This window comes from Micromonospora sp. NPDC048839, assembly GCF_040649915.1.
Classification (GTDB): Bacteria; Actinomycetota; Actinomycetes; order Mycobacteriales; family Micromonosporaceae; genus Micromonospora.
The window spans coordinates 25,398-51,320 of the sequence record NZ_JBEZGL010000009.1; the positions used below are offsets into that span (position 1 = coordinate 25,398).

The 25,923-nt window shown below is 72.1% G+C and carries 24 protein-coding genes; 11 read left to right on the top strand and 13 right to left on the bottom strand.

All coding sequences use genetic code 11. The features are described 5' to 3' along the window. Nucleotides 1-16: 16 nt before the first annotated feature. The 3 genes from AB0C25_RS18365 (at nt 17) to AB0C25_RS18375 (ending at nt 3,399) form a co-directional block, all read left to right on the top strand. Nucleotides 17-1,216 (top strand): RNA polymerase sigma factor, encoded by a 1,200-nt coding sequence (locus AB0C25_RS18365; RefSeq protein WP_357374543.1) that lies wholly within the window; start codon nt 17-19, stop codon nt 1,214-1,216. 227 nt (nt 1,217-1,443) lie between these two features. After that, nucleotides 1,444-2,625 carry a snapalysin family zinc-dependent metalloprotease gene (locus AB0C25_RS18370; RefSeq protein WP_357374545.1) on the top strand — a complete coding sequence of 394 codons (1,182 nt, stop codon included), beginning with the start codon at nt 1,444-1,446 and terminating at the stop codon, nt 2,623-2,625. A gap of 126 nt (nt 2,626-2,751) precedes the next feature. Continuing rightward, nucleotides 2,752-3,399: a hypothetical protein gene (locus tag AB0C25_RS18375; protein WP_357374547.1), complete on the top strand. Its 648-nt coding sequence runs from the start codon at nt 2,752-2,754 to the stop codon at nt 3,397-3,399. A 27-nt stretch (nt 3,400-3,426) separates the two neighbouring features. Here AB0C25_RS18375 and AB0C25_RS18380 read toward each other — a convergent pair whose 3' ends face one another. After that, nucleotides 3,427-4,263 carry a DUF3152 domain-containing protein gene (locus tag AB0C25_RS18380; protein ID WP_357374549.1) on the bottom strand — a complete coding sequence of 279 codons (837 nt, stop codon included), beginning with the start codon at nt 4,261-4,263 and terminating at the stop codon, nt 3,427-3,429. 135 nt (nt 4,264-4,398) lie between these two features. Here AB0C25_RS18380 and AB0C25_RS18385 point away from each other — a divergent pair, with 135 nt between their 5' ends. Together AB0C25_RS18385 and AB0C25_RS18390 are read left to right on the top strand one after the other, a co-directional pair. Further along, nucleotides 4,399-4,899, top strand: a complete 501-nt coding sequence (locus tag AB0C25_RS18385; protein ID WP_357374551.1) for a SigE family RNA polymerase sigma factor — start codon at nt 4,399-4,401, stop codon at nt 4,897-4,899. Then, nucleotides 4,896-5,654: a hypothetical protein gene (locus tag AB0C25_RS18390; protein WP_357374554.1), complete on the top strand. Its 759-nt coding sequence runs from the start codon at nt 4,896-4,898 to the stop codon at nt 5,652-5,654. Before AB0C25_RS18385 ends, AB0C25_RS18390 begins: the two co-directional genes overlap by 4 nt. Nucleotides 5,655-5,688: 34 nt before the next feature. On the opposite strand, the gene AB0C25_RS18395 is transcribed toward AB0C25_RS18390, so the two are convergent. Then, nucleotides 5,689-8,460, bottom strand: a complete 2,772-nt coding sequence (locus AB0C25_RS18395; RefSeq protein ID WP_357374556.1) for an ATP-binding protein — start codon at nt 8,458-8,460, stop codon at nt 5,689-5,691. 203 nt (nt 8,461-8,663) lie between these two features. On the opposite strand from AB0C25_RS18395, the gene AB0C25_RS18400 reads away from it, so the two are divergent. Continuing rightward, nucleotides 8,664-10,112 carry a M28 family peptidase gene (locus tag AB0C25_RS18400; RefSeq protein WP_357374558.1) on the top strand — a complete coding sequence of 483 codons (1,449 nt, stop codon included), beginning with the start codon at nt 8,664-8,666 and terminating at the stop codon, nt 10,110-10,112. A gap of 61 nt (nt 10,113-10,173) precedes the next feature. Here the strand turns inward: AB0C25_RS18400 and AB0C25_RS18405 are convergent, their stop codons facing one another. Then, complete coding sequence (locus AB0C25_RS18405; protein WP_357374560.1) at nt 10,174-10,872, bottom strand: SDR family oxidoreductase; 699 nt, start codon at nt 10,870-10,872, stop codon at nt 10,174-10,176. A gap of 162 nt (nt 10,873-11,034) precedes the next feature. Here AB0C25_RS18405 and htpG point away from each other — a divergent pair, with 162 nt between their 5' ends. Together htpG and AB0C25_RS18415 are read left to right on the top strand one after the other, a co-directional pair. Then, on the top strand, nt 11,035-12,951 hold the full coding sequence (htpG, locus tag AB0C25_RS18410) for a molecular chaperone HtpG (protein ID WP_357374562.1): 1,917 nt from the start codon (nt 11,035-11,037) through the stop codon (nt 12,949-12,951). 203 nt (nt 12,952-13,154) lie between these two features. Then, a complete protein-coding gene (locus AB0C25_RS18415; protein ID WP_357374565.1) occupies nt 13,155-14,111 on the top strand; it encodes an NAD(P)H-binding protein in 957 nt (318 codons plus the stop codon). Between the two features lie 55 nt (nt 14,112-14,166). On the opposite strand, the gene AB0C25_RS18420 is transcribed toward AB0C25_RS18415, so the two are convergent. Continuing rightward, nucleotides 14,167-14,820 (bottom strand): response regulator transcription factor, encoded by a 654-nt coding sequence (locus AB0C25_RS18420; protein WP_357374567.1) that lies wholly within the window; start codon nt 14,818-14,820, stop codon nt 14,167-14,169. Between the two features lie 46 nt (nt 14,821-14,866). Continuing rightward, entirely contained in the window at nt 14,867-16,045 is a 1,179-nt protein-coding gene (locus AB0C25_RS18425) for a histidine kinase (protein ID WP_357374569.1), read from the bottom strand. Between the two features lie 109 nt (nt 16,046-16,154). On the opposite strand from AB0C25_RS18425, the gene AB0C25_RS18430 reads away from it, so the two are divergent. Further along, nucleotides 16,155-17,603 carry a nitrilase-related carbon-nitrogen hydrolase gene (locus AB0C25_RS18430; protein ID WP_357374572.1) on the top strand — a complete coding sequence of 483 codons (1,449 nt, stop codon included), beginning with the start codon at nt 16,155-16,157 and terminating at the stop codon, nt 17,601-17,603. On the opposite strand, the gene AB0C25_RS18435 is transcribed toward AB0C25_RS18430, so the two are convergent. Beyond that, nucleotides 17,548-18,240, bottom strand: coding sequence for a nitroreductase family protein (locus AB0C25_RS18435; protein ID WP_357374574.1), 693 nt, complete (start codon nt 18,238-18,240; stop codon nt 17,548-17,550). The genes AB0C25_RS18430 and AB0C25_RS18435 overlap by 56 nt on opposite strands. Beyond that, a complete protein-coding gene (locus tag AB0C25_RS18440) occupies nt 18,237-18,572 on the bottom strand; it encodes a helix-turn-helix domain-containing protein (protein ID WP_357374576.1) in 336 nt (111 codons plus the stop codon). Before AB0C25_RS18440 ends, AB0C25_RS18435 begins: the two co-directional genes overlap by 4 nt. A gap of 65 nt (nt 18,573-18,637) precedes the next feature. Between AB0C25_RS18440 and AB0C25_RS18445 the strand changes: the two genes are divergently transcribed. Next, entirely contained in the window at nt 18,638-19,300 is a 663-nt protein-coding gene (locus AB0C25_RS18445; RefSeq protein WP_357374579.1) for a ThuA domain-containing protein, read from the top strand. Nucleotides 19,301-19,433: 133 nt separating this feature from the next. Here AB0C25_RS18445 and AB0C25_RS18450 read toward each other — a convergent pair whose 3' ends face one another. The 3 genes from AB0C25_RS18450 to AB0C25_RS18460 all read right to left on the bottom strand — a co-directional run bounded on the left by AB0C25_RS18450 (nt 19,434) and on the right by AB0C25_RS18460 (nt 21,594). Continuing rightward, a complete protein-coding gene (locus tag AB0C25_RS18450; RefSeq protein WP_357374581.1) occupies nt 19,434-19,787 on the bottom strand; it encodes a hypothetical protein in 354 nt (117 codons plus the stop codon). A gap of 123 nt (nt 19,788-19,910) precedes the next feature. Next, nucleotides 19,911-21,098, bottom strand: a complete 1,188-nt coding sequence (gene dinB / locus AB0C25_RS18455; RefSeq protein WP_357374583.1) for a DNA polymerase IV — start codon at nt 21,096-21,098, stop codon at nt 19,911-19,913. Between the two features lie 58 nt (nt 21,099-21,156). Next, a complete protein-coding gene (locus tag AB0C25_RS18460; protein ID WP_357374586.1) occupies nt 21,157-21,594 on the bottom strand; it encodes a VOC family protein in 438 nt (145 codons plus the stop codon). Nucleotides 21,595-21,689: 95 nt separating this feature from the next. On the opposite strand from AB0C25_RS18460, the gene AB0C25_RS18465 reads away from it, so the two are divergent. After that, nucleotides 21,690-22,664: a YafY family protein gene (locus tag AB0C25_RS18465; RefSeq protein WP_357374588.1), complete on the top strand. Its 975-nt coding sequence runs from the start codon at nt 21,690-21,692 to the stop codon at nt 22,662-22,664. Here the strand turns inward: AB0C25_RS18465 and AB0C25_RS18470 are convergent. From AB0C25_RS18470 to AB0C25_RS18480, 3 genes are all read right to left on the bottom strand, one after another. Beyond that, a complete protein-coding gene (locus AB0C25_RS18470; RefSeq protein ID WP_357374591.1) occupies nt 22,559-23,140 on the bottom strand; it encodes a GNAT family N-acetyltransferase in 582 nt (193 codons plus the stop codon). The genes AB0C25_RS18465 and AB0C25_RS18470 overlap by 106 nt on opposite strands. Further along, nucleotides 23,137-23,748, bottom strand: a complete 612-nt coding sequence (locus AB0C25_RS18475; protein ID WP_357374593.1) for an N-acetyltransferase — start codon at nt 23,746-23,748, stop codon at nt 23,137-23,139. The genes AB0C25_RS18470 and AB0C25_RS18475 overlap by 4 nt, the downstream gene beginning before the upstream one ends. Before the next feature lie 514 nt (nt 23,749-24,262). Next, nucleotides 24,263-25,837 carry an FMN-binding glutamate synthase family protein gene (locus AB0C25_RS18480; protein WP_357374595.1) on the bottom strand — a complete coding sequence of 525 codons (1,575 nt, stop codon included), beginning with the start codon at nt 25,835-25,837 and terminating at the stop codon, nt 24,263-24,265. Between the last annotated feature and the right edge of the window lie 86 nt (nt 25,838-25,923).

Sequence of the window (25,923 nt, forward strand, 5' to 3'; positions counted from 1 at the left end):
GAGCCGGCCGCCCGACATGGACCTGGGGAGCATCTACCGCGCGGAGTACGGCCGCTGCGTCGCCACCCTGGCCCGCATCCTCGGTGACCTCAACCTCGCCGAGGAGGCGGTCCAGGACGCCTTCACCACGGCGCTGCAGAAGTGGCAGACCCCGCCGCCGAACCCGGGTGCCTGGATCGTGACCACCGCCCGCAACCGGGCGGTGGACCGGCTCCGCCGGGAGTCGACGCGCGAGGCGCGGCACGCCCAGGCTCTGCTGCTGCACCACCAGGACGAGCCCCGAGAGGTGGGACCGGTGAGAGACGACCAGCTGCGCCTCATCTTCACCTGCTGCCACCCGGCGCTCGGTCCGGACGCGCGGACCGCCCTCACGCTGCGCCTGCTCGGCGGTCTCGACGTACCCGAGATCGCCCGCGCCTACCTGATCCAGGAGTCGACGGTCGCGCAGCGCATCGTGCGCGCGAAGAAGAAGATCCGGGACGCCGGCATCCCCTACCGGGTGCCCGCCGAACACGAGCTGCCGGACCGACTGCCGTACGTGCTCACCGTGCTCTACCTGATGTTCAACGAGGGCTACGCGTCCACCGCCGGACCGTTGATCAGAACGGACCTGTGCGCCGAGGCGATCCGGCTCGCCCGCGAGCTTGCCGCCTTGATGCCCGACGAGCCCGAGGTGCTGGGCCTGCTCGCCCTGCTGCTGCTGACCGAGGCGCGCCGTCCGGCCCGGCTCGACCCGTCCGGCGAGCTGGTGCTGCTGGCCGACCAGGACCGGTCACTGTGGAACCGGGCGCTCATCACCGAGGGGCACGACCTGGTCCGGCGTTGCCTGCGGCGCAACCAGCCCGGCCCGTACCAGATCCAGGCCGCGATCGGCGCGGTGCACACCGACGGCGCCGCCACCGACTGGCCGCAGGTCCTGGCACTGTACGACCAGCTTCTCGCGCTCCGGCCGAGCCCGGTCGTCGCGCTCAACCGTGCGGTTGCCGTCGCCGAGGTGCACGGACCGGCGCAGGCCCTCGCCGGGCTGGCGGAACTCGACCTCCCGGGCTACCACCGGCTGCCGGCCACCCGCGCGGAGCTGCTGGTCCGGCTCGGCCGGCATGAGGAGGCCCGAGCCGCCTACGACCAGGCCATGGAACTGGCCACCAACGACACCGAGCGGTCCCACCTGTGGGTCCGTCGTACCGCGCTCACCCCTGAACGGAGCACATCATGAACGCCGGTCTGGTCGACCTCGTCCAAGGAGCTCGTCTACCGCCCACCCTGCACGTCTGACCGAACCGGCTCGCCGGGCCGGCGAACTCGAACGCCACCCGGTCGTGGCAGTCGTGTCGCCGGTATGACGCTTCCGCTATGCCCATCATCGATCGCCGTCACATTAACATCTACGTGTATCGATGAACCGGCGGCCGGTGGCCGCCGACGAGCGCAGGGGAGTGCCCGATGTTCCGAGGACAACTGAGACGCGCGGCGCTGGCCATGCTGGTGGCGATCCTGGCGGCGGCCGGGATGCAGCTCGCCACCGGCACGCCGGCCGCCGCCGTCCGGACCGTCTACTACGACGCGAGCCGGACCGGTGAGTTCCGCACCAACTTCGACCAGGCGGCGCAGATCTGGAACAGTCGGGTCAGTACCGTCCGACTCCTGGCCGGCACCCCGGCCAGTATCACCATCTACGTCGACGACGGCTGGCCCCGCGCGCAGTCGACCGGCCTCGGCTCGGGCCGGATCTGGATGGGCCGCACGGCCGTCAACCAAGGCTACGACCGCACCCGCATCGCCACCCACGAGGTCGGCCACATCCTGGGCCTGCCGGACCGGCGCACCGGCCTCTGCTCCGACCTGATGTCCGGCAGCAGCGCACCCGTCTCCTGCCGCAACGCCAACCCCAGCGCGGCCGAGGCGAGCCGGGTGAACTCGCTGTTCGCCGGCACGCTGGCCGCGCCGGCCAGTACGGCATACACCTGGAACGGCGCATCCGACGTCGAGCCGTTGGTGGTCGGCGGCCGACCGGCCACCGAGAACTACCCCTTCATGGTGTACGTCTCCGGCTGCACCGGCACCCTGATCAAGGGCAACTGGGCGGTCACCGCCAAGCACTGTTCGACCCCGTCCTCCGTGCGGGTGGGCAGCACCAACCGCACCAGCGGCGGGACCGTGGTGCGGGTGACCCGTGCGGTGAACCACCCGAGCGTCGACGTCAAGCTGCTGCAACTGGCCAGCTCGGTCACGTACGCGCCGGCCCCGATCCCGAGCACCTCCGGCGCGGTCGGCACCGCCACCCGGATCATCGGCTGGGGCCAGACCTGCGCCCCGCGGGGCTGCGGATCGGCTCCGACCGTGGCCAACGAACTCGACACGTCCATCGTGGCCGACAGCCGGTGCTCCGGCATCAACGGCGCGTACGAGATCTGCACCAACAACACCAACGGCAACTCCGGCGCCTGCTACGGCGACTCGGGTGGGCCGCAGGTGCGCCGGGTCGGCGGAGTGTGGAACCTGATCGGCGCGACGAGTCGGGCCGGCAACAACAACTCCACCTGCGCCACCGGCCCCTCCATCTACGTCGACCTGCCGTCGATCCGCTCGTGGATCTCCACCCAGGTCGGTGGCCTGCCCGTCTGACCATCAGCGACATCGCGGGCGGGGGCGAGCGCCAGACGCGCCCCCGCCCCCGTGTGCCGGTGCCACCCACGCCATCCCACGATGCGATACGGTGCCTGGCATATTCGGCACATCGGAGGTGGCGTCATGCCTACCGTCGTCGTCCTCGCGCTGACCCTCGCCCTCTCGCCCGCGCCGTCCCCGTCGGCGACCTCGGACCCGCTCGGCGACATCGTCGGTGGCGTCGGCCAGATCGTCGACGACCTGCTCGGCGGCAACACGCCGACGGCCCCTCCGCCGCCGGGCGTCACCCCCACCCGGGCGCCCACGCCGAGTCCGACACCGGTCGCCGGTCAGCCCAGCCCGGTGGAGTCCAGCGCGATCCCGGTGCCCACCCGCTCGGCGGGCGGTCGCCCCGCACCCGTCGCCCCCGATCGCCGCACCGCCGGCGAGGGCACCGCCACCCGCGGGGCCGCCGTGCCCCGGCGTGACGGCGACACCCCCGCACCGACCGACCCGCCGGCCCTCGCCAACCCCACCCGGAGTGCCTGGCCACCCATGTCGTACCTGCTGGTCGTGGTGGCCCTCGCGGTGCTGGCGGTGCTGTTCCTGCGCCGCCGGTCCCCGGTCCCCGCCGCCGCACCTGATCCCGGTCCGGTACCGGGTGCCGATCCGGCACCGGATCCCGGCTCGATGCCGGAGAACGTCAGCAGGTTGCCGACCAGCCTCACCGCCATCTACGAGATGGGCCGGCAGGATGAGCGACTCGAACAGGAGCGCCGCCCGCGAACCTGAGGGCGCGCCCCGCGCCCACCGTCGGTCTCAGGCTGCCGGGTACGCGCCCTCGCGCCGCGGGATGTCGTCGTCGTACGCCCCGACCGGCCCGTGGTAGCGGTCCGGGCCGGTCGGGTACGGCCAGGCGTTCGCGGTGCAGCCGTGCAGGCCCAACGTCTGCTGCTGCATGACCGGCGCCGGCCGGCCCCGCCGGGGGCACCGCTCGTGACCGAACCCGAGTTTGTGCCCCACCTCGTGGTTGACCATGTACTCCCGGTAGGTGGTCAGACTCGCACCGTAGCCGGGTACCCCCTTGACCCAGCGCGCCACGTTGAGCACCACCCGACCACCGTTGCGGCAGGAGGTGTAGGCGTCGGGCACGTCCTGGCAGAGCGTGTCGCGGGTGCCGGGGGTCGCCAGGTAGATGGTGAAGTCGGCCGTCCCGCCGGCACCCACCCGGCGCAGCCGCCACGTCCCGCCGGCCGTCCACCCGCGGGGGTCGTTCAGCGTCGTGGAGATGGCCGTCGCGACGTCGCCCACCGGCAGGCCCCGGATGTCGCGTTCCACGACGATCCGGTAGCGCAGCAACCGACCGCCGGTCGCTCCCGTGGGTGCCGCCTCGGCGGATGCCGTCGTCCAGCGGTTGCCGCCGGTGGCGGGGTAGGTGACGTCGACGGTCGGCGCGGAACTGGGCGAGACGCCGGCGACTCCGGTCGGCCGACCGGAGGCGGTGACCGTGGCCGGCCCGCTGGGCCGCGGCTCAGCGGCGACGGGACCGGTGCCGGCTTGCCCGGCGGCCGGCAGCCCGCACCCGGTGAGCAGCGCCACCACCAGCAGTAACGCCGCTGAGGCGGTACGCCATGGGCGGGTAACCTTCGTCGACATGTCTCTCCCCTCGCGCGCCGAGCGGCGGCGCGGAGGAGAAGACGGGCGACCACTGGGAAAAGTTGCTGTGACGTGGACTCAACCTTTTTCCGGCCTCGCCCGTCCCTAGCGGTGTGGCACGGGGGAGGGTTCGGGGTGGCGCGGGGTGACGCGGAGTTCGTCGAGTTCGCGAAAGCGGCGTCCGCACGACTGGTGCATGCGGCGTTCCTCATGACCGGCGACCACCACCAGGCCGAGGACGCCGCACAGACCGCCCTGGTCCGCACCTATGCGTCCTGGTCGCGGGTCCACGACGACGACGCCTACGGGTACGCCCGACGCACCCTGGTCAACCACCTGGTCGACGGGTGGCGACGACCGATGCGGGAGTATCCGACCGACGAGGTGCCGGAGCAGCGGCGCGACGACGTGGCCGACGACGTGGCCACCCGGCGCTGGTTGATCACCATCCTCGGCGCGCTCAGCCCTCGTGAGCGGGCCATCGTCGTGCTGCGCTACTACTTCGACCTTCCAGAGGCGCAGGTGGCTCGGGAACTCGCCGTATCCGTGGGCACGGTCAAGAGCACCAGCTCGCGAGCCCTGGAGAAGCTGCGTACCGCCGCGCCCCGCACAGCCGACGAGAGGGCGCGCCGATGAGCGAGCTGGAACGGCTCCGCCAGGCCATGCGGGCGACCGAGCGTCCCGACGCCGTGCTCGATCTGGACACCGTGCTGCGCCAGGGACGTCGGTTGCGCACCCGCCGGCGCGTCGCCGGAGCCGGGGCGGCGACGCTCGCGACCGGCCTGGCCGCCGTGGTCGTGGTGGCGGTCGGTACGTCCGGGCCGCGCGATCTGGCGCCGACCGAGCACCCGCCGCCGGTCGCTGTCGCTCCACCGTCGGTCGGTGCCTCGCCGTGGGCGGAGAAGTCGCCGGGCTCCACGCCACCGCCGACGGCGGGCCGCGACGAGCCGCCACCGAAGCCCCTCGGCCAGTTCGTGGACAGCGGGGTACGGCACGGCGCCGACCGGCGGATCTACTACTTCGTCCCGGTGTCCCTACCCGCTGCGCCCAAGGTGACCATCGGGCTGGCCGCCGGTCGCCAGTCCCCGGACGGCTCACTGACCACGGACCTCCTGGTCAACGACGTCGAGGGGGCCGACCGCAGGGCCGGGTTCCACCAGATCGGCTACGACGAGAGCTCGTCGACCGCGCCGGTGCCGACCTTCGGTTACTTCGTCGGCCCCGCCCAGCAGATCACCGGCACCGTGGACGGCCGGCAGGTCCACGCCCGACTGGCCCGCTGGAGTCTCGACAAGCAGGTGGTGATCTTCTGGTTCGAGCCGGCCGTGCTGACCCCGGGGGATCGGCTCGACGGCATCATCGCCCGGGACGCCACCGGCCGCCGACTCTGACGAGCCGGCCGGCCGGACCGGTAAACGAGACTGCTCAGGCCGGGTCGCCCAGCCGGCGCTCGATCGTCACCGTCGTCCCGTCGGCGGTGGAGACCAGCCGCACGTCGCCATAGGCGTTCATCAGCAACGCGCCGCGTCCCCGGTCCATCGCCGGGCGGCGGTCCCGCCAGGTGCCGAAGTCCCGCACCGAGATCCGGACCAGCCCGCCGCCCACCTGGAGTCGGACCCGCACCTCCGGACGGCTGGGCCGCTGCGCGTGCTCGACCGCGTTGTTCATCGCCTCGGACGCGGCGAGCAGGAGATCCTCCAACACGTCCGGGTCGACGTCGAGGTCGTCAAGCGCCAGCCGGACGTCGCGACGCATGGCCGCGGCCGAGGTGGGCGCGGACGGGTAGGTCCACCCGACATCCAGGGTGTCGCCCAGCCCGCTCGGGTCGGTCGGGCCCTGCGCCAGCCCTGGCGCGTCCGGCCCGGCGGCGACAGTACGGGGTGGCGCGACGGCGGTGACCGGGTCGGGCCGCGCCGGCGCCGCGTCGACGGTGGGTGCGGTGGCGTCGCCGGTCGGGTGGCTGCGGGCCCGCCGGATCCCGGCCCGGACCCGGGCGATCAGCTCAGCCGCGGCGAACGGCTTCACCAGGTAGTCGTCGGCGCCCAGGTTGAGGCCCTCCACGCTGGCCCGCCCGCCGGCCCGGGCGGAGAGCACCAGCACCGGCAGGGACCGGGTCGCCGGGTCCGCGCGGAGCCGCCGGACCAGGTCGAAGCCGTCCAGCACCGGCATCATCACGTCGGTGAGGACCAGGTCCGGCGGTTCGCGGTGGACCTCGTCGAGGGCCTGCCGGCCGTCGGTGACGGCCCGCACCCGCCAGCCCTGCCCGGTGAGCAGCCGGCTGAGGTACGCCCGCATGTCGGCGTTGTCGTCGGCGATGAGGATCCGTGCGCCGGCCAACTCGTCCACCGCCGGACCGGAGACGTTGCCGGGCTCGGTCGGATCGCCGCCCGACCCACTCAGCCAGCCCATCGCCTCCTCGACGGTGGCCCGGGCCGCGTCGCCCCGTCCGACCGGCGACGGCCCGGTCCCCGCCGTGCGGCCTGCCGTCGACCAGGGCAGCGCCACGGTGAACGTGCTGCCGACACCCACGCTGCTCGTCACCCGGACCGCGCCGCCCTCCAGCCGGGCCAGCTCGGACGCCAGCGCCAGGCCGATGCCGGTGCCCTCGTGGCTGCGGGCGCGGGCACCCCGGACCCGGTGGAAGCGTTCGAAGAGTTTCGGCAGGTCCGCTTCGGCGATGCCGATGCCGGTGTCCGCGACGGTGAGGCGGACCTCCTCGTCGTCGGCTTCCAGGGCCACCCGGATCCGGCCGATGAACGTGTACTTCAGGGCGTTGGACAGCAGGTTCGTGACGATGCGTTCCCAGTTGACCGGGTCGACGGTGACCGGCCGGGGCAGCGGCGGACAGACCACCTCGAGAGTGAGCCCGGCCCGCTCGACGGCGGCCCGGAACACGCCGGCCAGCTCGGCGGTGAGCGCCGACAGGTCGACCACGCGGGCGTCGCTGCGGGCCCGCCCGGCCTCCAGGCTGGAGAAGGTGAGCAGGCTGTTGACAAGCGTCAACAGTCGGGTGGCGTTACGCCAGGAGGTTTCCACCCGCTCCCGCTGCACCAGGGGCAACGGCGCGGCGGCGTCGGTGAGGGCGTCGGCGAGCGGGCCGAGGATCAGGGTCAGGGGAGTGCGGAACTCGTGGCTGACGTTGGCGAAGAAGTCGGTCTTGACCCGGTCCAGTTCGGCGAGCGCCTCGACCCGGCGTCGCTCCTGCTCGTACTCCTGGGCGTTGCGCAGCGCCACGGCGATCTGCTGGGCCAGGAGCTGGTAGAAGGACCGGTACGCCTCGTCCAGCCCCCGGCTGGGGCTGACCCCGGCCAGCAGGACGCCGAGTGGTTGATCCTCGCCGCCCGAGGGCAGTGGCAGTGCCAGCGCGGTCCGGACCGGGTCGCCCCACGGGCCGCCGGGCAGGGGCAGCCGGTCGGCGACGTCGGGCACCGCGGTCGGTCGGCCCTGCGCGGCGTCCGCCAGCCCCCAGGCGTTCGCGGCCGGGTCGGGGTCGGCCAGCTCGACGGTGTCCGGGAGTGCCCGCGCGTACCCCTGGTCGCCGCCGGTGCAGGCGACCCGCCGCAGGATCGTGCCGTCGCGCAGGTAGATGGCGGTGAACGGTACGTCCAGCGGGTGGCCCTGGATCGCGTCGGTCAGCCGGGCGCTGGTGGCGTGCGCGTCGACGGTGCGTCCGTCGCCGAGAACGGACAGGTCGCGCAGCAGCCGCAGCCGACGCTCGCCGACCACCTGCTCGGTGACTTCGCTGCACACGGTGAGGACGCCGACGGTGCGGCCGTCGTCGTCGCGGACCGGGGCGTGCGAGACGCTGAAGTACGCCTCCTCGCGGTAGCCGGCCCGCTCCAGCAGCAGCCGCAGGGCGGGGACCCAGCTGGCCACTCCGGTGGCCGTGGCCTGGTCGATGAGCGGGCCGAGGACGTCCCAGCCCTCGGCCAGGGTCACCCGGACGTCGTCGCCGAGCGCCGCGGGGTGTTTGTCGCCGATCAGCGCGGAGTACGCGTCGTTGTAGAGCTGGGAGAAGTCCTCTCCCCAGAGCAGCAGCATGGGGTACCGGGACGAGAGCACCGTCCGGACCGCGGCGCGCAGGCTCTGCGGCCAGCTGGTCACCGGGCCGAGTGGGGTGCGGGCCCAGTTCAGCTCCGCCATCAGCCGGCCGGTGTCACCACCGCCGGTGAACAGGTCGGTGTCGGGTCCTGTCACGCTTGATCCGGCCCCATCGCAAGCCCCCGTTCCGGGCCCGACGACCCCTGCTGGCGTTACCTACCCATCCTGGCACCTCTACTCACCTGTGCCGACGCCGGTACCTACCGTCGAAGCGGTGGCGGTTCGGCACGAACGACCGATGCCTGTTGCATCGACATCTGTAAGTGTCTCGGGTATCTCTCCAACCCCGAGGAGCCCCCATGAGAGGCAGAACGCTGAGCGCGGGTGTCGCGCTCGCCGTGTTCGCCGGGATGACGGTGACGCTGGCCACCCAGCCGGCGACCGCGTCACCTTCGACCGCGACAGTGACCCGGCCGATCGCCGCGGCCGCCGCCGCGTTGGCCGCACCGGACATCTCCATCACCAACGTCCAGGCGCACCTGACCCAGTTCAACACCATCGCCACCAGCAACGGTGGCAACCGGCGGGCCGGCTCGGCCGGTTACACCGCCTCGCTCACCTACGTCAAGACCAGGCTCCAGTCGGCCGGCTACACCGTCACCGAGCAGTACTGCTCCAGCTGCCGGTACCCCTCGAACAACCTGATCGCGGAGTGGCCCGGCGGCCCGGCCGACCAGGTGGTCATGTTCGGCGCGCACCTGGACGGCGTCTCGGCCGGTCCGGGCATCAACGACAACGCGACCGGCTCGGCGACCCTGTTGGAGAACGCGCTGGTCCTGGCCGCGCAGAACCCGACCATGACCAAGCGGGTCCGGTTCGCCTGGTGGACCGACGAGGAGCAGGGGCTCAACGGCTCCCGGTTCTACGTCAACTCGCTCAGCGCCACCCAGCGCGGCTACCTCAAGGGCTACTACAACTTCGACATGGTCGGCTCGGTCAACGGCGGCTACTTCATCAACCGGGTCAGCTCGACCACGGCGGCGCCGCTGAAGGCGTACTGGGACTCGTTGGGTCTTCAGCCGGAGGAGAACGTCGAGGGTCAGGGCCGCTCCGACGACTACTACTTCCAGCAGGCCGGCATCCCCACCTCGGGCTATGCCGCCGGCGCCAGCGCGCGCAAGACCAGCGCGCAGGCGGCCAAGTGGGGCGGCACCGCCAACTCCGCGTACGACCCGTGCTACCACCGGTCCTGCGACACCACCGCCAACGTCAGCGCCACCGTGCTGAACCGGGCGGCCGACGGCGTCGCGTACGCGCTGTGGCAGCTCGCCGTGAGCGGCGGCACCCCGACCTGCACCGGCGGTCAGGTGGTCGGCAACGGCGGCTTCGAGAGCGGCAGCTCGCCGTGGACCGCGTCCTCCGGCGTGATCACCAACGCCAGCGGTCAGCCGGCCCGGACCGGGTCGTACAAGGCGTGGCTCAACGGGTACGGCAGCACCCGCACCGAGAGCCTGTACCAGTCGGTGACCCTGCCGGCCGGCTGCGCCACGTACACGCTGTCGTTCTGGCTGCACATCGACACCGCCGAGACCACCGGCTCCACGGCGTACGACCGGCTCACCGTGCAGGTGGGTTCGACCACGCTGGCGACGTACTCGAATCTCAACGCCGCGACCGGTTACGTACAGCGCAGCCTCAACGTGGCCGGGTTCGCCGGGCAGACGGTGACGCTGCGGTTCACCGGCACCGAGGACTCGTCGTTGCAGACCACCTTCGTCATCGACGACGTGACGTTGCAGGCGAGCTGACCGCGTACCCGAAAAGGGGCCGCCACCGGTTGTCTCCGGTGGCGGCCCGTCGCGTCGTGGGTCAGGGGAGCTGCGGGTAGAGCGCGGCGACGCCGCCGGCCAGCCCGGCCTGCACCTGGCGGCTCGTCTCGTCGGTGACGATCTCGTACGCGTCGGCCTCGATGCCGTCCACCCCGATCCGGGCGATCACGGCCGGGTCGGACTTCGGGGCGTCAACCCCGGCGGCCATGTCGGTGTCCATGTAGCCGACGTGCAGGCCGGCGACCCGCACACCCCGCTCGGCGAGCTGGACGCGCAGCGCGTTCGTCATCGCCCACTCGGCCGCCTTCGCGGCGCCGTACGCCCCGACGCCGGGAAAGTTCACCCAGGACAGCGCGGAGAGCACGTTGAGAATCGTCCCACCGCCGTTGCCCGCGATGATCGGAGCGAACGCCCGGATCATCGACAGGTTGCCGAAGTAGTGGGTCTCAAGCTCCAGCCGGACGATGTCCAGGTCGCCGTCGAGCAGGTCGGTGCCGGTCTCGATGCCGGCGTTGTTGATCAGGAGCTGCACGTCGCCGGCCAGCTTGGCGGCGGCGGCGACCGAGGTGGGGTCGGTGATGTCGAGGCGCACCGGCGTCACGCCGGGGAGGTCGACGGTGTCCGGGTTGCGGGCGCCGGCGTAGACGGTGGCGCCCCGGGCGAGCAGTTCGGCGGCCAGGTGCCGGCCGAAGCCACGGTTGGCGCCGGTGACGAGGGCGGTGCTTCCTGCGATCTTCATGGTGGTGACGCTATCCCGCCTGACTTCTGTTTACCAAAGTCAGCTATCTCACGACGGTGGCCCGTCCGGATCGGGAATACGACCGGGATGCGGTCACCACCCGACCGGTGACGGCTCGTATCCTTTCCGCGAACCTGGACACGAGCCGAGAAGGGAGACGGTGTGAGCAATCAGGCCGAGACGTTGGAGTTCCAAGCCGAGGCGCGTCAGCTGCTTCAGTTGGTGGTCCACTCGATCTACTCGAACAAGGACGTCTTCCTGCGGGAACTCATCTCGAACGCGTCCGACGCGCTGGACAAGCTGAGGCTGGCCACGCTCGTCGACAAGGACCTCGTCGCCGACACCGACGACCTGCACGTCGCCCTGGAGATCGACCGGGACGCCCGTACCCTCACCGTGCGGGACAACGGCATCGGGATGACCCGCGACGAGGTGGTCGCGCTGATCGGCACCATCGCCAAGTCCGGCACCGCCGAGCTGCTGCGCCAGCTGCGCGAGTCCGCCGACGCCCACGCCAAGCAGGACCTCATCGGCCAGTTCGGCGTCGGCTTCTACGCCGCGTTCATGGTCGCCGACCGGGTCACCCTGCTGACCCGCAAGGCCGGCGAGACCGGCGGCACCCGGTGGGAGTCCACCGGCGAGGGCACCTACTCGATCGAGGGAGTCGACGAGGCGCCGCAGGGCACCACGGTGACCCTGCACCTCAAGCCCGTCGACACCGAGGACAACCTGCACGACTACACCGCCGAGTGGACCATCCGGGACATCGTCAAGCGCTACTCCGACTTCATCGCCTGGCCCATCCGGATGCGCGTCGAGCGCCCCGGCGCCGACGGTGAGGCCGCGACCAGCGAGGAGCAGACGCTCAACTCGATGAAGGCGCTCTGGGCGCGACCCCGCGACGAGGTCGACGCCGCCGAGTACAACGAGTTCTACAAGCACGTCAGCCACGACTGGGCCGACCCGCTCGAGGTCGTGCACATGAAGGGCGAGGGCACCTTCGAGTACGAGGCGCTGCTGTTCCTGCCCAGCCACGCCCCGCTCGACCTGTTCTCCCCGCAGGGCCGCCGGGGCGTCCAGCTCTACGTCAAGCGCGTGTTCATCATGGACGACTGCGAGGCGTTGATCCCCACCTACCTGCGCTTCGTCAAGGGTGTGGTCGACGCGCACGACCTGTCGCTGAACATCTCCCGGGAGATCCTGCAGCAGGACCGGCAGATCCAGATCGTCCGTCGCCGCCTGGTCAAGAAGATCCTCGCCACCGTCAAGGACCTGAAGGCCAACCACGCCGAGCGCTACCGCACCTTCTGGACCGAGTTCGGCGCGGTGGTCAAGGAAGGACTGATCGACGACACCGACAACCGGGACACGCTGCTGGACATCCTGTCGGTGGCCTCCACCCACGACCCGGCCGAGCCCACCGACCTGGCCGGCTACGTGTCGCGGATGAAGGACGGCCAGAACGACATCTGGTACGCCACCGGCGAGTCGCGGGCCGCCATCGAGAACTCCCCGCACCTGGAGGCGTTCCGGGCCAAGGGCCACGAGGTGCTGCTGCTCACCGACCAGGTCGACGAGGTGTGGGTCGAGCGGGTCGGCACGTACGACGGCCGAACGCTGCGCTCGATCGCCAAGGGCGAGATCGACCTGGACACCGACGAGGAGAAGCAGCAGGCCGAGGCCGAGCGCGAGCAGCAGCGACAGGAGTTCGCCGCGCTGCTCGACTGGCTGGGCACCACCCTGACCGACAGTGTCCGGGAGGTCCGCCTGTCGTCCCGGCTGACCACCTCACCGGCCTGCGTCGTCGGCGACGCCCACGACCTCACCCCGACCCTGGAGAAGATGTACCGGGCGATGGGGCACGAGATCCCCGCGACCAAGCGGATCCTGGAGATCAACCCCGGCCACCCGCTCGTCTCCGGGCTGCGCAAGGCCCACGAGCAGGGCACCGATCCCACCGCCCTGGCCGAGACCGCCGAACTCCTCTACGGCCTGGCGGTGCTCGCGGAGGGCGGTGAGCTGACCGACCCGGCCCGCTTCACCCGGACGCTCGCCGACCGGCTGGCGCGCACGCTGTAAGACTTCTACCAGGTTGGCTCGCCTCGTCGATCATGGAGTTGTGGTGGGTGACAGAGCGCCTGTCACAGTGCCGAACAGGTACCTCAACTTCATGATCGGCGAGGCTGGCGCCCGAGGCTGGTAACGTCGGCGACCTCAAGGTCCGCACCCTCCCGGCCAACGGGAGGCGCAAGATCTCCGCTTTCGTGCTGGGGAGACTTGCCATGCTCGCAGACAATCGACCGACGACTCCATCGCACGCTCGTCTGCGCCTGTTGACTGCGGTCAACGCCCGCAAGGATGCGGGCAGCAGCCCCACCGGGATCGTCGGCCGGAGCCTGGCTCGGCAACTGCTGGGCGTCGGCGACCGGGTGCGGGTTCTCGCCGAGCCCGGTCAGGTCGGTGACTGGCCCGACGGGGTCGAGGTCGTCGAGGGATCCATCACCCGCCCGCTTGAGTACGCCGAGGTCTTCGACGGCGTCGACGGTGTCTTTCTCGCCGGAGCCGTCCCGGCGACGGCGCGGGATGCCCTGGAGGTTGCCCGGGATGCCGGTGTACGACGCGTCGTCGTGCTGTCCTCGCACGGGCCGGAGTACGAAGAGATCCATCCGCCGGAGACGTGGTTCTGGTTGGCCATCGAGCGGGCCGCCGAGTGCTCGGGGATGGAGTGGACGCACATCCGCCCGTCGGCGGTGCTGGGGGCGATGATCGAGGGCACCTATCCAGCGACGGGGTCGGACTGGCCGGAGATGATCCGGGGCGATGGTGTCGTACGGGAGGCATTCCTGGACGGCGGCCACTACCCCTTCATCCACGAGGACGACCTCGCCGCGGTCGCGACGGCGGCGCTGCGCGTCGACGACCACGTCGGCGCCGTACTGGAGGCCGTCGGTCTGCCGATCAGCAGCCGTTCGCGGGTGGCGAGCATCGCCAGAGCCATCGGCCGCGACATCGCCGCCGTCGAGGTGACGCCCGACGAAAGCCGCGCGAGGTGGCGGCGTGGCGGCTGGCCCGACAGCGGCATCGACGTGACGCTGTACGCGCTCGAGGAGTACGGGGCGCGGCTCGCTGAACTCACCGCGTGGACGCTCGACCAACGGCCGGCCGTGCACGAGATCATTGGCCGCCCACTACGCGACGTCGACGACTGGGTGGCTGAGAACGCCGAGCTGTTCCGCTGAGCGTCGGTTGCCCACCTGCGTCACCGCATCGCCTCGTGGACCGATTCGCCGCCGGTCAGTGGCCAGGAATCACCAGACCGGACTCGTAGGCGACCATCACCGCCTGGGCACGGTCACGCAGGTTCAGTTTGGCGAACAGGTTGCCGACGTGCGTCTTCACCGTGTGCTCGCTCAGGTGGTGGTGAGCGGCGATCTCGGCGTTGGACAGGCCGGCCGCGATCAGGCGCAGGACGTCCGTCTCGCGAGCGGTCAGGGCGGTCACCGCCGCCGCCCGAGCCGGATCCGGGTGACCGCGCCGGTGCAGTTCGCCGATCACCCGAGCGGTGACGCCGGGGGCGAGCAACGCCTCGCCGGCGGCGACCACGCGGACCGCGTTCACCAGTTCGGCTCGGGGAGCGTCCTTCAGCAGGAAGCCGCTGGCGCCCGCACGCAGCGCCGCGTACAGGTAGTCGTCGGTGTCGAACATGGTCAGGGCGAGGACCCGGCTCGGCGTACGGGCGCAGACCTGGCGGGTCGCGGCAACGCCGTCGAGGACGGGCATCCGCATGTCCATCAGGACGACGTCGGGTCGGTGGTCGAGGGCGGCACGCACGGCGTCCGCGCCGTCGGCGGCCTCGGCGACCACCTCGATGTCCGGCTCGGCCCCGAGGATCGTCGCGAACCCGGCCCGGAACAGGTCCTGATCGTCGGCGAGCACGACACGCAGCATCAGCACGACCCCGACGTCGGGTGCCGGGCGGCGGCGACTGTCTCCATCAGGCCACTGCCGGTGCCCGCAGGGGCAGGGTGGCGGTGACGGCGAAACCGTGGCCGTCCTCGGCGGGACCGGCGCGCAGGGTCCCGCCGCAGGCCTGGGCGCGCTCGCGCATGCCGAGGATCCCGTAGCCCGGCCGGTCCGCGCCGGAGGCCCGGTCGCCGTGGCCATCATCGATGATCGACACGGTCAACTCCTGCGCGCTCCAGGCCAGCAGGACGCGGACCGATCCTGCCCCGGCATGGCGAACCACATTGGTCAGGGACTCCTGCACGATCCGGTAGGCGGCCACCCCGACGTCCGCCGGTGGCTCGACGAGCACCACGCCGGCCTGCCTGGCCTGCCCGGCCTGCCCGGCCGGCGGCTCGGGCCGCGCTCCGCCGACGGACTCCGCCGGTCCGGACGCGACGGTGAGGACGGCGTCCAGCCCGGTGGCGCGCACGCGTGCGACGAGGGCGGTGAGGTGCGCCAGGCCCGGCTGGTCGAGTGGGTGGTCGGCGGGTTCGCGCAGGCCGCCGACCGCACGGCGGAGTTGGACGACCGCGTCCCGGCCGGTGGCGGCGATCGTGGCGAACGTGGCGTCGGCGCGGTCCGGGTGCGGGCGGACCAGCAGCGGCCCCGCCTCCGCCTGGACGATCATGACACCGACCGCGTGGGTGAGGATGTCGTGCAGGTCGTGGGCGATACGGGCGCGTTCGCGCAGCACGGCCGCCGTCCGCTCACCAGCGACCCGACGGTCGCGTTCGGCGAGGGCGGTGGCCTGGGTACGGCGGGCGCGGGTGCTGGTGCCCAGGGCGTACGAGAAGACGTAGGCGACCGACAGGTACCGCAGCACCTCCACGTCCGGGTGTGGATGGAGCAGCGACACCACCAGCCCGGCCGCGGTGAGCACGAGGCCGAGCAGGCGGATCGGCAGGGGGGACCGCGCCGCGAACGTGTAGAGGCAGACGAGCGGGCCGACCGGCAGCAGCGGGGGTGCGCCGAGCGCGGCCGAGACGGTCGTGGCGACGCCCACGACGACGGCGACGGCAACCAGCGCGCGGTCGCGCCACAGCACCGGGACCGACGACAGGACCGCGAGGGGCAGCACCCACCAGGCGCGTGGTCCGCCGGCCAGCGCGGGCAGCACGGTCGCGGCGACGGCGGCCACGGTGACGGCGAGATTGACGTACCGCTTCACGTCGGCAGTATCGTCCGGCTCGGCGCTCCCGCGCCTCCCTCCACGGGACCAGATCGCACCCGGTCCGTACGGCGATCCGCCCCCGCCGCTCCGGCCGCACGATCGACGCATGATGACGATCGTCGCCGCGCTGCTCAGCGGCCTGCTCTGGCTCGGTGGTACCGGGCTGCACCCCGTCGCCGCGCTGACCTGGCTCGCCCCGATTCCGTTGCTCCTCGCCTCGCTGCGGGTACGCCCGAGGACCGCGCTCGGCGCGACGATCCTCGCCTGGTCGATCGGCCAGCTCGGCATGGTGGGGTACTACCTCGACACCCTGCGCCTACCGGTCCCCGGGGTGGCCGGTGTGCTCGGCCTTGGTCTCGGCCTGGCGGGCGGCACGGTCCTGCTCGCCCGGGAGTTGCTGCTGCGCGGGCGGACCGTGACCGCCGTCCTCACCGTGCCGTCCCTCTGGGTGCTGGGCGAGTACGGCGCGTCCCACCTGTTCCCGCACGGCGCGTGGTGGAGCCTCGCCTACACGCAGGCCGACGTCCGTGCGGTCATCCAGGTGACCGCCCTCACCGGCGTCTGGGGCGTCACCTACCTGCTGTTCGCCGTCCCGATCGCCCTCGCCGCCCTGCTCGGCGGCGCACGACCGACCCGCGTCGGCCGGCTCGGCGGTCCACGCCCCGCCCTCGCGTGCCTGCTCGCCCTCCTGGTCGGCGTCGGCACGTGGTCGGCCTGGTCGCTGCACCGGTCCCCGGAGCGAGCCGCGCCGCTGACCGTCGGCCTGGTCGCCCTGCGGCAACCCGAGGACGGGCTTCCGATCGACGAGCCGGTCGGCCGGGACCTGCTCGCCCGCTACGGTGCGCGGGTCACGGGCCTGGTCGATCGGGGGGCACGCGTCGTCGTGCTGCCGGAGAAGGTGTTCGCGGTGACGGACACGACGTTGCCCCTGCTCGTGGACGCGCTGCGGCAGAACGGGGCTCAGGTCATCGTCGGCGCGGTGCTGCGGCGGGCCGGCACGGCGAGCAACGTCGCGCTGGTGCTGGACCCGTCCGGAGCGATCACCACGTACGACAAACAGCACCTGATCCCCGGCCTGGAGGAGTGGCTGACGCCTGGTGACGACGAGGTGATCGTGCAGGGCCGGTTCGGCGTCGCGATCTGCAAGGACCTCGACTACCCCGGTCTGGTCCGGCGGTATCGGGCGGCCGGCGCGTCGGTGCTGCTCGTTCCCGCCCTGGACTTCACCTCCGACGGCTGGCTGCACAGCCGTATCGCCCTGGTTCGGGGTGTGGAGAGCGGGCTCACCGTGGTCCGTGCTGCCGTGTCCGGCCGGCTGACGGTCTCCGACGCCGCTGGCAGGCTGTGGGGCGAGGACCGGGCCGGTGACGCGGAGTTGCTGGTCGCTGACGCCCCGACCAGGGGATGGGGCACGGTCTATTCGCGTACCGGAGACTGGTTTCCGTTGCTGTCCGTGGCCCTGTTGGTCGTCGCTGTCGGTGGCGCGCGGCGGCGGCCCGCTACCAGCGGTTCCAGTGGGCGAACCCGTCCGCGTCGGCCCGCGGACCGGGCTTGAAGTCCGTGCCCAGGGTGTACGCCACCGGCGTGAGCGCAACCTGCACGACGGTGTCGTAGGGGATGCCGAGCAGGTCGGCCATCTCCCGTTCGTAGCTGAGATGGCTCGTGGTCCACGCGGTGCCGAGCCCTCGTTCCCGGGCGGCCAGCATGAAACTCCAGAACGCCGGGATGACCGAACCCCAGGCCCCGGCCTGCCCGCGCACGCTGCTCAACTCGGCGCGGGACTCGACCCGCAGACAGGGGATGAGCAGCAACGGGACCTCGTGCAGGTGGTCCGCGAGGTGTTGCAGGCTGCCGGCGATCCGGTCCCACTGCTCGGAGGCGAAGTTCATCCGACTGAAGGCCGGCCCGGTGCCGCCCGACGCCGGTGGCGGCGCCATCAGGCCGAGTCGCCACAGTCGGGCGACGGCGGCCCGGGTCTGCGGGTCCTCGACGAAGATGAAGTCCCAGCGCTGCCTGTTGCGGCCGCTGGGTGCCTGCAGCGCGATGCGCAGGCAGTCCTCGATCACGTCACGGGGGACGGGGCGCCCCAGGTCGAGACGCTTGCGGACGGCGCGGGTCGTGCTCAGGACCTCGTCGGCGGACAGGCCCAGGGTTGGCGGTCCGCTCCGCCCGGCCGGTTCGGTGTCGCTCATGCGGGGACTCCCACTCGTTCGGGTACGTCGAGGTTGGCGATGATCGCGGCGAGGAGCCCGGGAAACCGGTCATTGATCTCGTCGGCACGTAGTTCGTGCCGGCGGAAGCTGCCGTTCGGCGTGACGCGGAGGACGCCGGCTGCCCGCAGCACCTTCAGGTGGTGCGACAGCGTGGAGATGCTCACCTCGGACAACGCGTCGAATTGTCCGCAGACGACGCCACCGGCCTGCGCCAACTGTCGTACGACACTCAGGCGCACCGGGTCGGCGAGGGCGCCGAGCACGGTGGCGAGGTCGACCGAGGCGAGATCGGGATGGTGGAGGGCTCTCATGGACGCCATGCTAGCTTTGATTTCGTGATTTCGAAAATCATCCAAATGATGAGCGGAGCATGATCATGTCGGTTGACACGGTGATCTTCAGCGGGGAGGGCCCGCACGCCGATCCCTGGCACCCGTTGGCGGAGACCAGCGCGGCGATCGCCAACCTCGTCGGAGACGCGGGCCAGGTGGCGATCGTGACCACCGTCGACCACCTCGCAGCCGCACTCGACGGCGCCCGCCTGCTGGTGGTGAACGCCAGCGCCGACCGCACGGCCCCGATCCCGGAGGACGAGAAGTTCGGCCGGGTCCTCGACGACTTCCTGGCCGGTGGCGGCAGCCTGCTCGCCCAGCACAGCGCGACGATCGCGTTTCCCCAGCTCGCGACCTGGCGGTCCACGGTCGGTGCCGCCTGGGACCACGGCCGGACCTTCCACCCGCCGATCGGGCCGAGCCTCATCCGCCGCACCGACGTCGCGCACCCGATCACGGCCGGTCTCGCGGACTTCGAGGTGCACGACGAGCGCTACACCGACCTGGAGTTGATCGATGGCGTCGACGTCGAGACTCTCTACGTCCACGACGAGGGGGGCGCCACCCACCCACTGGTCTGGGCGCGCACGGCCGGGAGCAGCCGGATCGTCTACGACGCACTCGGTCACGACGCCCGGTCGTACGAGTCGCCGGGGCACGTGGAGCTGCTGCGTCGCATCACGGCGTGGCTGCGCCACGAGAGCTGATCGGCGTGGCTGCGCCACGAGAGCTGATCGGCGTGGCTGCGCTGTCACTGCCGAACGCTCGGCCGGGTCACCGGCCGAGCGTTCGTGCGTGTGGTGTGCTCAGCCCGAGCGTCGTACCCCTTGGGTGCTGGGGTCACGCAGCGGAGGCGGACGCCTTCGACCCGCGGTGCGACGCGGCCGGGCCGGCATTCCAACCCCATCGGGGGGCCGGTGCGGCGCTCTCCCCGGGCCAGCCCGTGTCGCCCTCGTCGGTCATCTCGACCGCGTTCGGGGTGCTGCGGGCCAGTCGCAGCGACTGCTCGGCGCCGTTGCGGGCCGCGCACGGCCAGGACTGCCCGGCGCACTGGAGGTTGCGGCAGTGACCCTCGTCGTCCGGCTCGTGGGCGCTCAGCACGTCGATCGCCAGCTGCCACAGCAGAGGATCGGTCACGTCGTGCGGGCGCTCGGCGCGGCGACTCGGTCGGTTGCTGGTGTCGTCGTCGGACATTGTGGGTCCCCCCTTGTCAGGCTGTACCCCACAAGGGTCACCCGTCAGCCGTGGGTTAAACCGCCGACCTGCTGTGATGTGTCTCCGGTCGCAGCGGCTGCCGGGACGCGGCACGCAGATCGGTCAATCCGGCAGCAGCGGCATCTCCACGCCCGGGTCCCGGCCGAGCAGGACCGCGCGGGTGAGCGCCGCCGATCCGAACCGGTCGCGGACTGCGTCCACCGCGGCATCCAGCTCGGCACCCGGGTCGCGGTGGAACGGCAGCTCCGGCTGCACCGGGCTGTCGTCCAGATTGCCCACCGAGACACCGATCAATGTCACACCGCGCCGATCGATCTCGGTCAGTGCGGCCCGTAGCAGTGTCCGCGCGGCGGCGAGCAGCGGCGTCGTGTCGGCGGTCGCCTTGCGCACGGTGTGCGAGCGGGTCGCCCGGGTGTAGTCGCCGAAACGTAGCCGCAGCGTCACCGTGCGTCCGGCCCGCCCGGCCGCCCGCATCCGCCGGGAGACCCGATCGACCAGGCCGGCGAGGATGGCATCCAACTCCGCCGGGGCATGTGGGCTACGGCTCAACGCGTGCTGCGCGCCCATCGAACCGCGTCGGCGTCCGACCTGCACCGACCGGGGGTCGCGGTTGTGCGCCAACGCGTGCAGGTGCCGCCCCGCGCCCGACCCGAGCAGGGACACCAACGCGGCCTCGCCCAGCCGGGCCACCTCGCCGACGGTACGGATCCGGTGCTCCCGCAACTTGGCCGAGGTGACCGGGCCGACGCCCCACAACCGTTCGACCGGCAGCGGGTGCAGGAACGCCAACTCGGCTTCCGGTGCGACCACCAGCAGCCCGTCCGGTTTCGCCACCCCACTGGCCACCTTCGCCAGGAACTTCGTGCGGGCCACCCCCACCGTGATCGGCAGGCGGACCCGGGCCCGGACCTCCTGGCGCAGCCGCTCGGCGATCTCGGCCGGTGGCCCGACCAGCCGCCACAGGCCACCCACGTCCAGGAACGCCTCGTCGATGGAGAGCCCCTCCACCAGTGGGCTGGTCTGTCGGAAGATGTCGAAGACCGCGCGGCTCGCCTCCGTGTACGCCGACATCCGGGGCGGCACCACGATCGCGTCGGGACACAGGCGGCGCGCCTGCTGGCCGCCCATCGCGCTGCGTACGCCCCGCGCCTTCGCCTCGTAGCTGGCCGCGAGGACCACGCCTCCGCCGACGATGACCGGCCGCCCGCGCAGGCGCGGGTCGTCACGCTGCTCGACCGACGCGTAGAACGCGTCCAGGTCGGCATGCAGGATGTGGGCGCCGGACGACACGTACACATGTTCGCATGGCGTCCGGCGGCGACGGCGGTGAGCTGGGTGAACGCCCGGGTCAGTCCAGGCAGAACTCGTTGCCCTCGGGGTCGGCCATGATGAGGTGACCGGCGCCCAGCGGGGGAGCGGGCTCGTGTCGATCGAGCCGGGTGGCGCCGTACGCGACGAGCCGATCCGCCTCCGCCTCCAGGGCCGCCATCCGCTCGTCGCCGGCCAGGCCGGGCGCGGCCCGCACATCGACGTGTACGCGGTTCTTGACCCGCTTGGGCTCCGGCACCTTCTGGAAGAACAGCCGAGGCCCCGAGCCGTCGGGGTCGACCACCGCGGACGCGTCGTTGCGGTGCTCCGGCGGCACACCCATCGCGTCCAGCGCCTGGTCCCACGTTTCGAAGTCTCCGGGTGGAGCCTGCACCTGGTAGCGGAGCGCCTCGGCCCAGAATGTCGCAAGCCCCGCGGGATCGGCGCAGTCGAACGTGATCTGTATGTCGCGGGCCATGTCAGCTCCTTGTGTCCTGGTCGGGTCGGTCATGATCTGCAGCCTCTCGCGGATAGCGGACAGGATCGTTCCGCTATTCGTGCAACGATCGGCGCATGCGCGTCGAGGCGACCACCGAGCGGGTCCTTCGGCTGTTGGCGCTGCTGCAACGGCGGCCATCCTGGACGGCCGCCGAGCTCGCCGCCGAACTGGGGGTCACCAGCCGCTGTGTGCGCCGTGACGTGCAGCGTCTGCGTGTGCTGGGCTACCCCGTGTACGCGGCGGCGGGCGTCGGGGGCGGCTACCAACTCGGCGCGGGCACCCGGCTGCCGCCGCTGCTCCTCGACGACGAGGAGGCGATCGCGACAGCGGTCTCCCTGCGGCTCGCCTCGGGCGGCACGGTCGCCGGTGCGGGCGAGGCGGCGTTGCGGGCGCTCGCGAAGCTCGACCAGGTGATGCCGTCGCGGCTGCGCGCCGAGGTGCGGGCCGTACACGGTGCCACGGAGACACTTGTCGGTCCGGTGGCCGAGATCGACGCGGAGTTGCTGGTGACTCTCGCACGGGCCTGTCGCGACGCCGTGCGGGTCCGGTTCAGCTACACCGCCCGCGACGGCGGGCAGGAGGAGCGGACGGTCGAGCCGGTCCGGATGGTCACGACAGGTCGCCGCTGGTATCTGATGGCCTGGGACGTCGACCGCGACGACTGGCGTACGTTCCGCCTGGACCGGATGGGCGCCGCGGTGCCGACGACCTGGCGGTTCCGGGCACGTGAACACCCGGATCCGGTCACCTTCGTGCAACAGTCGGTGACCGGGGCGCCGTACCGGTACGTGGCCCGGGCGCGGGTGCACGCCCAGCCCGACCGGGTGCGGGCGTTGGTGCCGCCCCAGGTGGGGCGTGTCGAGGACGACCGCGACGGGTGGTGTGTGCTGGTCGTGGGCGGCGAGAGCCTGGACTGGCTGGCCGCGCACCTCGCACGCCTGGACTACGAGGTGGAGGTGTTGGAGCCTCCGGAACTGCGCGAGGCCGCCGGCCTGCTCGCCCGCCGCCTCGCGGCGATGGCCGGGACGGTGTCGGAGCGCAGCGTGTAGTGGCGTAGTGACACCGGGCTGCCGTCCGGGGCGGTCCACGGTGCGACGCTGACGCCGGTGCACCGCCAGCCGGTGCGCTCGTAGAGGGCGGTGGCCGCGGCGTCGCCGCAGGTCACGTCGAGCACCAGATCGGTTCCGCGGGCGCTCGCCCAGTGCCGTGCCCGCGCCAGTAGTGCGCTGCCCAGCGCCAGCCCTCGGGCGGCCGGCAGCACGAAGAGACGTGCGACCTCGGCCGTCGGTCGGGCCGGCGGCCCGGTCGCCGGGCCGGGCAGCCGGTGTACCGCGACGTGCCCGACAATTGCGGCGTCGGCGTCGGCGGCGACCCAGGCGCGTGCCGGGTGTGGTTCGCGCAGCCAGCGGTGTGGGTCGGTGGGCCAGTTCAGCGGATACCTGTCGACCCGGTGGACTTCGGCGAGCGCCGCGACGCAGCCGTCGAGGTCGGTGGCACGCCGCCGGCGGATACGCGGTGGGATCACAGGTCGTCGAACGGGGACGCGTAGCGGAACTCGCCCCGGATCGACTCGCGCCAGGCGTTCATCGGGCGGGCCATGAAGTACTGCGGCCCCCATGGCTGTGGCGGGGTGACGCCCACCTCGACGGCTGGCCGGAACCCGAAGCGCGGATAGTAGTCGGGGTGTCCGAGCAGCACGACGAGCGGTTCGTCGCGGGCATCGGCCGCGCCGAGCACCGCGTGCATCAACGCGCTGCCGACGCCGCGCCGCTGCCATTCCGGCAGCACCCCGAGCGGCCCCAGGCCCAACGCGACCGGCTCACCGGCCACCCGGCCGCGGGTGGCCACCACGTGCCCCACCACCCGGCCGTCCGAATCGGTCGCCACCAGGGAGTACGCGGGCAGCCAGCCCTCGTCGGCGCGCAGCGCGTCGACAAGGATTACCTCGACGGGCGTGGCCTGGGTGGGCGTGGCCTGGGCGGGCGTTACCTCGACGGGCGTGGCCTGGCCGGGCGTGGCCTGGCCGGGCGTTCCCTCGACCGCCGCGCCGTCGCCCGTGGCCCTGGCGAAGGCGGCGGCGTGTACCGCCCGGATGGCATCGGCGTCGGCGGGCGTCTCGCGTCTGATCAGCACCGCGCCACGATACGGGTGTCGTCGACGGCGGCTCCACGTGTTTATCGCCGACGATCACCGGTGACGGGCCGTCGTCGAGCTGCCGACGCCGGGCGTTGCCGGTGACCTGGTCCTCGTCGACCCGCGCACGGCAGCCGGAAGGCATGTCGCGGAGAAGGGATATACCTGTGGGTCATAGTTATGACTCACAGGTATATCGCTCGTCGGGGCATGGCCTCGGGATCCGCCCATGTCGTGCGCTGGTCGGGTGTCGGGATCGCTCGTCGGGGCATGGCATCGGGATCCGCCCATGTCGTGCGCTGGTCGGGTGTCGGGATCGCTCGTCGGGGCATGGCATCGGGATCCGCCCATGACGTGCGCCGGTCGGGTGTCGGGCTGGGTGCTGCGCCGGGCAGCAAGTCGCCCACGTCGCGCGCCGGACGTCACGTCGAGGCCACGTCAGGGTCGGGTCACCTCGCGGACCAGGCCGGCCATGTACCGGCCCGCACTCGGACCAGCGCGGCAGGGCTGCGGCTCACCCGACGGCGGTGGCCGAGGGCGGGGCGCTGCCGCCCCGCGGCGCCTCCGGCGCCATCAGCCGAATGATCTCCGCCTGGTCGGTCGGCGAGGGCATCCCCCAGTCCGGCTGGTAGCCGTACACCTCGTGCAGTGGGGTGGAGCCGGTGCGGCCGTCCAGGATCTCCACGGCGTCCGTGCCGATCAGGCCGGGGTGTTCCACCCCGCAGGCCTCGGCGACCCTGGTGAGGTCGCGGCGTAACGTCCGCAGGTAGTTGGCGGCCCGGACCGACTTCAACGCCGGGTCCAGGCCTCGGGCCAGCCAGGTGTTCTGCGTGGCCACGCCGGTGGGGCAGGTGTCGGTGTGGCACTTCTGGGCCTGGATGCAGCCGATCGACAGCATCGCCTCCCGACCCACGTTGACCATGTCGCAGCCGAGCGCGAACGCCACGACGGCGTTGTCCGGCAGGCCGAGTTTGCCGGCGCCGACGAAGACCACCCGCTCGTGCAGATCGTGTTCGGCGAAGACCTTGTAGACCCGGGAGAAGCCCTGCTGGAACGGGAGCGACACGGAGTCGCTGAAGATCAGCGGCGCGGCACCGGTGCCGCCCTCGCCGCCGTCGATCGTCACGAAATCGACGCCCCGGTCGGTGTCGCGCATCAGGGTGGCCAGCTCCTGCCAGAAGCCGAGGTCGCCGACCGCCGACTTGATGCCGACCGGCAGGCCCGTCTCGGCGGCCAACAGTTCCACCCAGTCGAGCAGGCTGTCACAGTCGGAGAACTCGGCGTGCCGGGAGGGGCTGACGCAGTCCTCACCAGCCGGGATGCCCCGGGTGGCGGCGATCTCCACGGACACCTTCGCCCCGGGCAGCAGCCCACCGAGGCTCGGCTTGGCACCCTGGCTCAGCTTGATCTCCAAGGCCCGCACGGGCGCGCCGGCGACGAGGTCCTTCAGCCGGTCCAGGCTGAACCGGCCGTGCTCGTCCCGGCAACCGAAGTACGCCGTGCCGAGTTGGAAGACCAACTCCCCACCGTTGCGGTGGTACGGCGATAGCCCACCCTCGCCGGTGTTCTGCAGACAACCGGCGAGCGCGGCCCCCTTGTTCAGCGCGGTGATGGCATTGCCGGAGAGCGAGCCGAAGCTCATCCCGGAGATGTTGACCACCGACTCCGGGCGGAAGGCGCGGGCTCGCCCCCGGGCCGCGCCGAGCACCTTCGCGCAGGGCAACCGCACGTCGTGCCCGGCGGTCGGGGCGGACGGCGGCACCGCCCGGCCGAACGTGCGGTGCTTGATGATCGGGTAACCGCGGGTGTGCTCGATGTCGTTGTCCGTGCCGAAGCCGAAGTAGTTGTTCTCCTGCTTCGCCGACGCGTACACCCAGCGGCGCTGGTCACGGGTGAACGGGCGCTCCTCGTCGTTGCCGGCCACGATGTACTGCCGAAGCTCCGGACCGATCGCCTCCAACAGGTAACGGGCGCGGCCGAGCACCGGAAAGTTGCGCAGCAGCGCGTGGTCGCGCTGGATCAGATCCCGCGCGGCGAGCGCCGCGACGGCGGTGGCGACGGCGGGTACGGCTCGACGGGCCCATCTCATACCGGCAGTCTTTCCGGCCACGCCATGCGCCAAACCGCCCCGGCCGCACCAACGCGCTGGTGGCAGGCGGGTGGCGGTGCGGGAGT

Excerpts from the sequence above, each read along its gene's own strand:
- AB0C25_RS18365 (WP_357374543.1), top strand. The coding sequence starts at position 17 with ATGGACCTGGGGAGCATCTACCGCGCGGAGTACGGCCGCTGCGTCGCC.
- AB0C25_RS18370 (WP_357374545.1), top strand. The coding sequence starts at position 1,444 with ATGTTCCGAGGACAACTGAGACGCGCGGCGCTGGCCATGCTGGTGGCG.
- AB0C25_RS18375 (WP_357374547.1), top strand. The coding sequence starts at position 2,752 with ATGCCTACCGTCGTCGTCCTCGCGCTGACCCTCGCCCTCTCGCCCGCG.
- AB0C25_RS18380 (WP_357374549.1), bottom strand. The coding sequence starts at position 4,263 with ATGTCGACGAAGGTTACCCGCCCATGGCGTACCGCCTCAGCGGCGTTA.
- AB0C25_RS18390 (WP_357374554.1), top strand. The coding sequence starts at position 4,896 with ATGAGCGAGCTGGAACGGCTCCGCCAGGCCATGCGGGCGACCGAGCGT.
- AB0C25_RS18400 (WP_357374558.1), top strand. The coding sequence starts at position 8,664 with ATGAGAGGCAGAACGCTGAGCGCGGGTGTCGCGCTCGCCGTGTTCGCC.
- AB0C25_RS18405 (WP_357374560.1), bottom strand. The coding sequence starts at position 10,872 with ATGAAGATCGCAGGAAGCACCGCCCTCGTCACCGGCGCCAACCGTGGC.
- AB0C25_RS18415 (WP_357374565.1), top strand. The coding sequence starts at position 13,155 with ATGCTCGCAGACAATCGACCGACGACTCCATCGCACGCTCGTCTGCGC.
- AB0C25_RS18420 (WP_357374567.1), bottom strand. The coding sequence starts at position 14,820 with ATGCTGCGTGTCGTGCTCGCCGACGATCAGGACCTGTTCCGGGCCGGG.
- AB0C25_RS18430 (WP_357374572.1), top strand. The coding sequence starts at position 16,155 with ATGATGACGATCGTCGCCGCGCTGCTCAGCGGCCTGCTCTGGCTCGGT.
- AB0C25_RS18435 (WP_357374574.1), bottom strand. The coding sequence starts at position 18,240 with ATGAGCGACACCGAACCGGCCGGGCGGAGCGGACCGCCAACCCTGGGC.
- AB0C25_RS18440 (WP_357374576.1), bottom strand. The coding sequence starts at position 18,572 with ATGAGAGCCCTCCACCATCCCGATCTCGCCTCGGTCGACCTCGCCACC.
- AB0C25_RS18445 (WP_357374579.1), top strand. The coding sequence starts at position 18,638 with ATGTCGGTTGACACGGTGATCTTCAGCGGGGAGGGCCCGCACGCCGAT.
- AB0C25_RS18450 (WP_357374581.1), bottom strand. The coding sequence starts at position 19,787 with ATGTCCGACGACGACACCAGCAACCGACCGAGTCGCCGCGCCGAGCGC.
- AB0C25_RS18460 (WP_357374586.1), bottom strand. The coding sequence starts at position 21,594 with ATGGCCCGCGACATACAGATCACGTTCGACTGCGCCGATCCCGCGGGG.
- AB0C25_RS18465 (WP_357374588.1), top strand. The coding sequence starts at position 21,690 with ATGCGCGTCGAGGCGACCACCGAGCGGGTCCTTCGGCTGTTGGCGCTG.
- AB0C25_RS18480 (WP_357374595.1), bottom strand. The coding sequence starts at position 25,837 with ATGAGATGGGCCCGTCGAGCCGTACCCGCCGTCGCCACCGCCGTCGCG.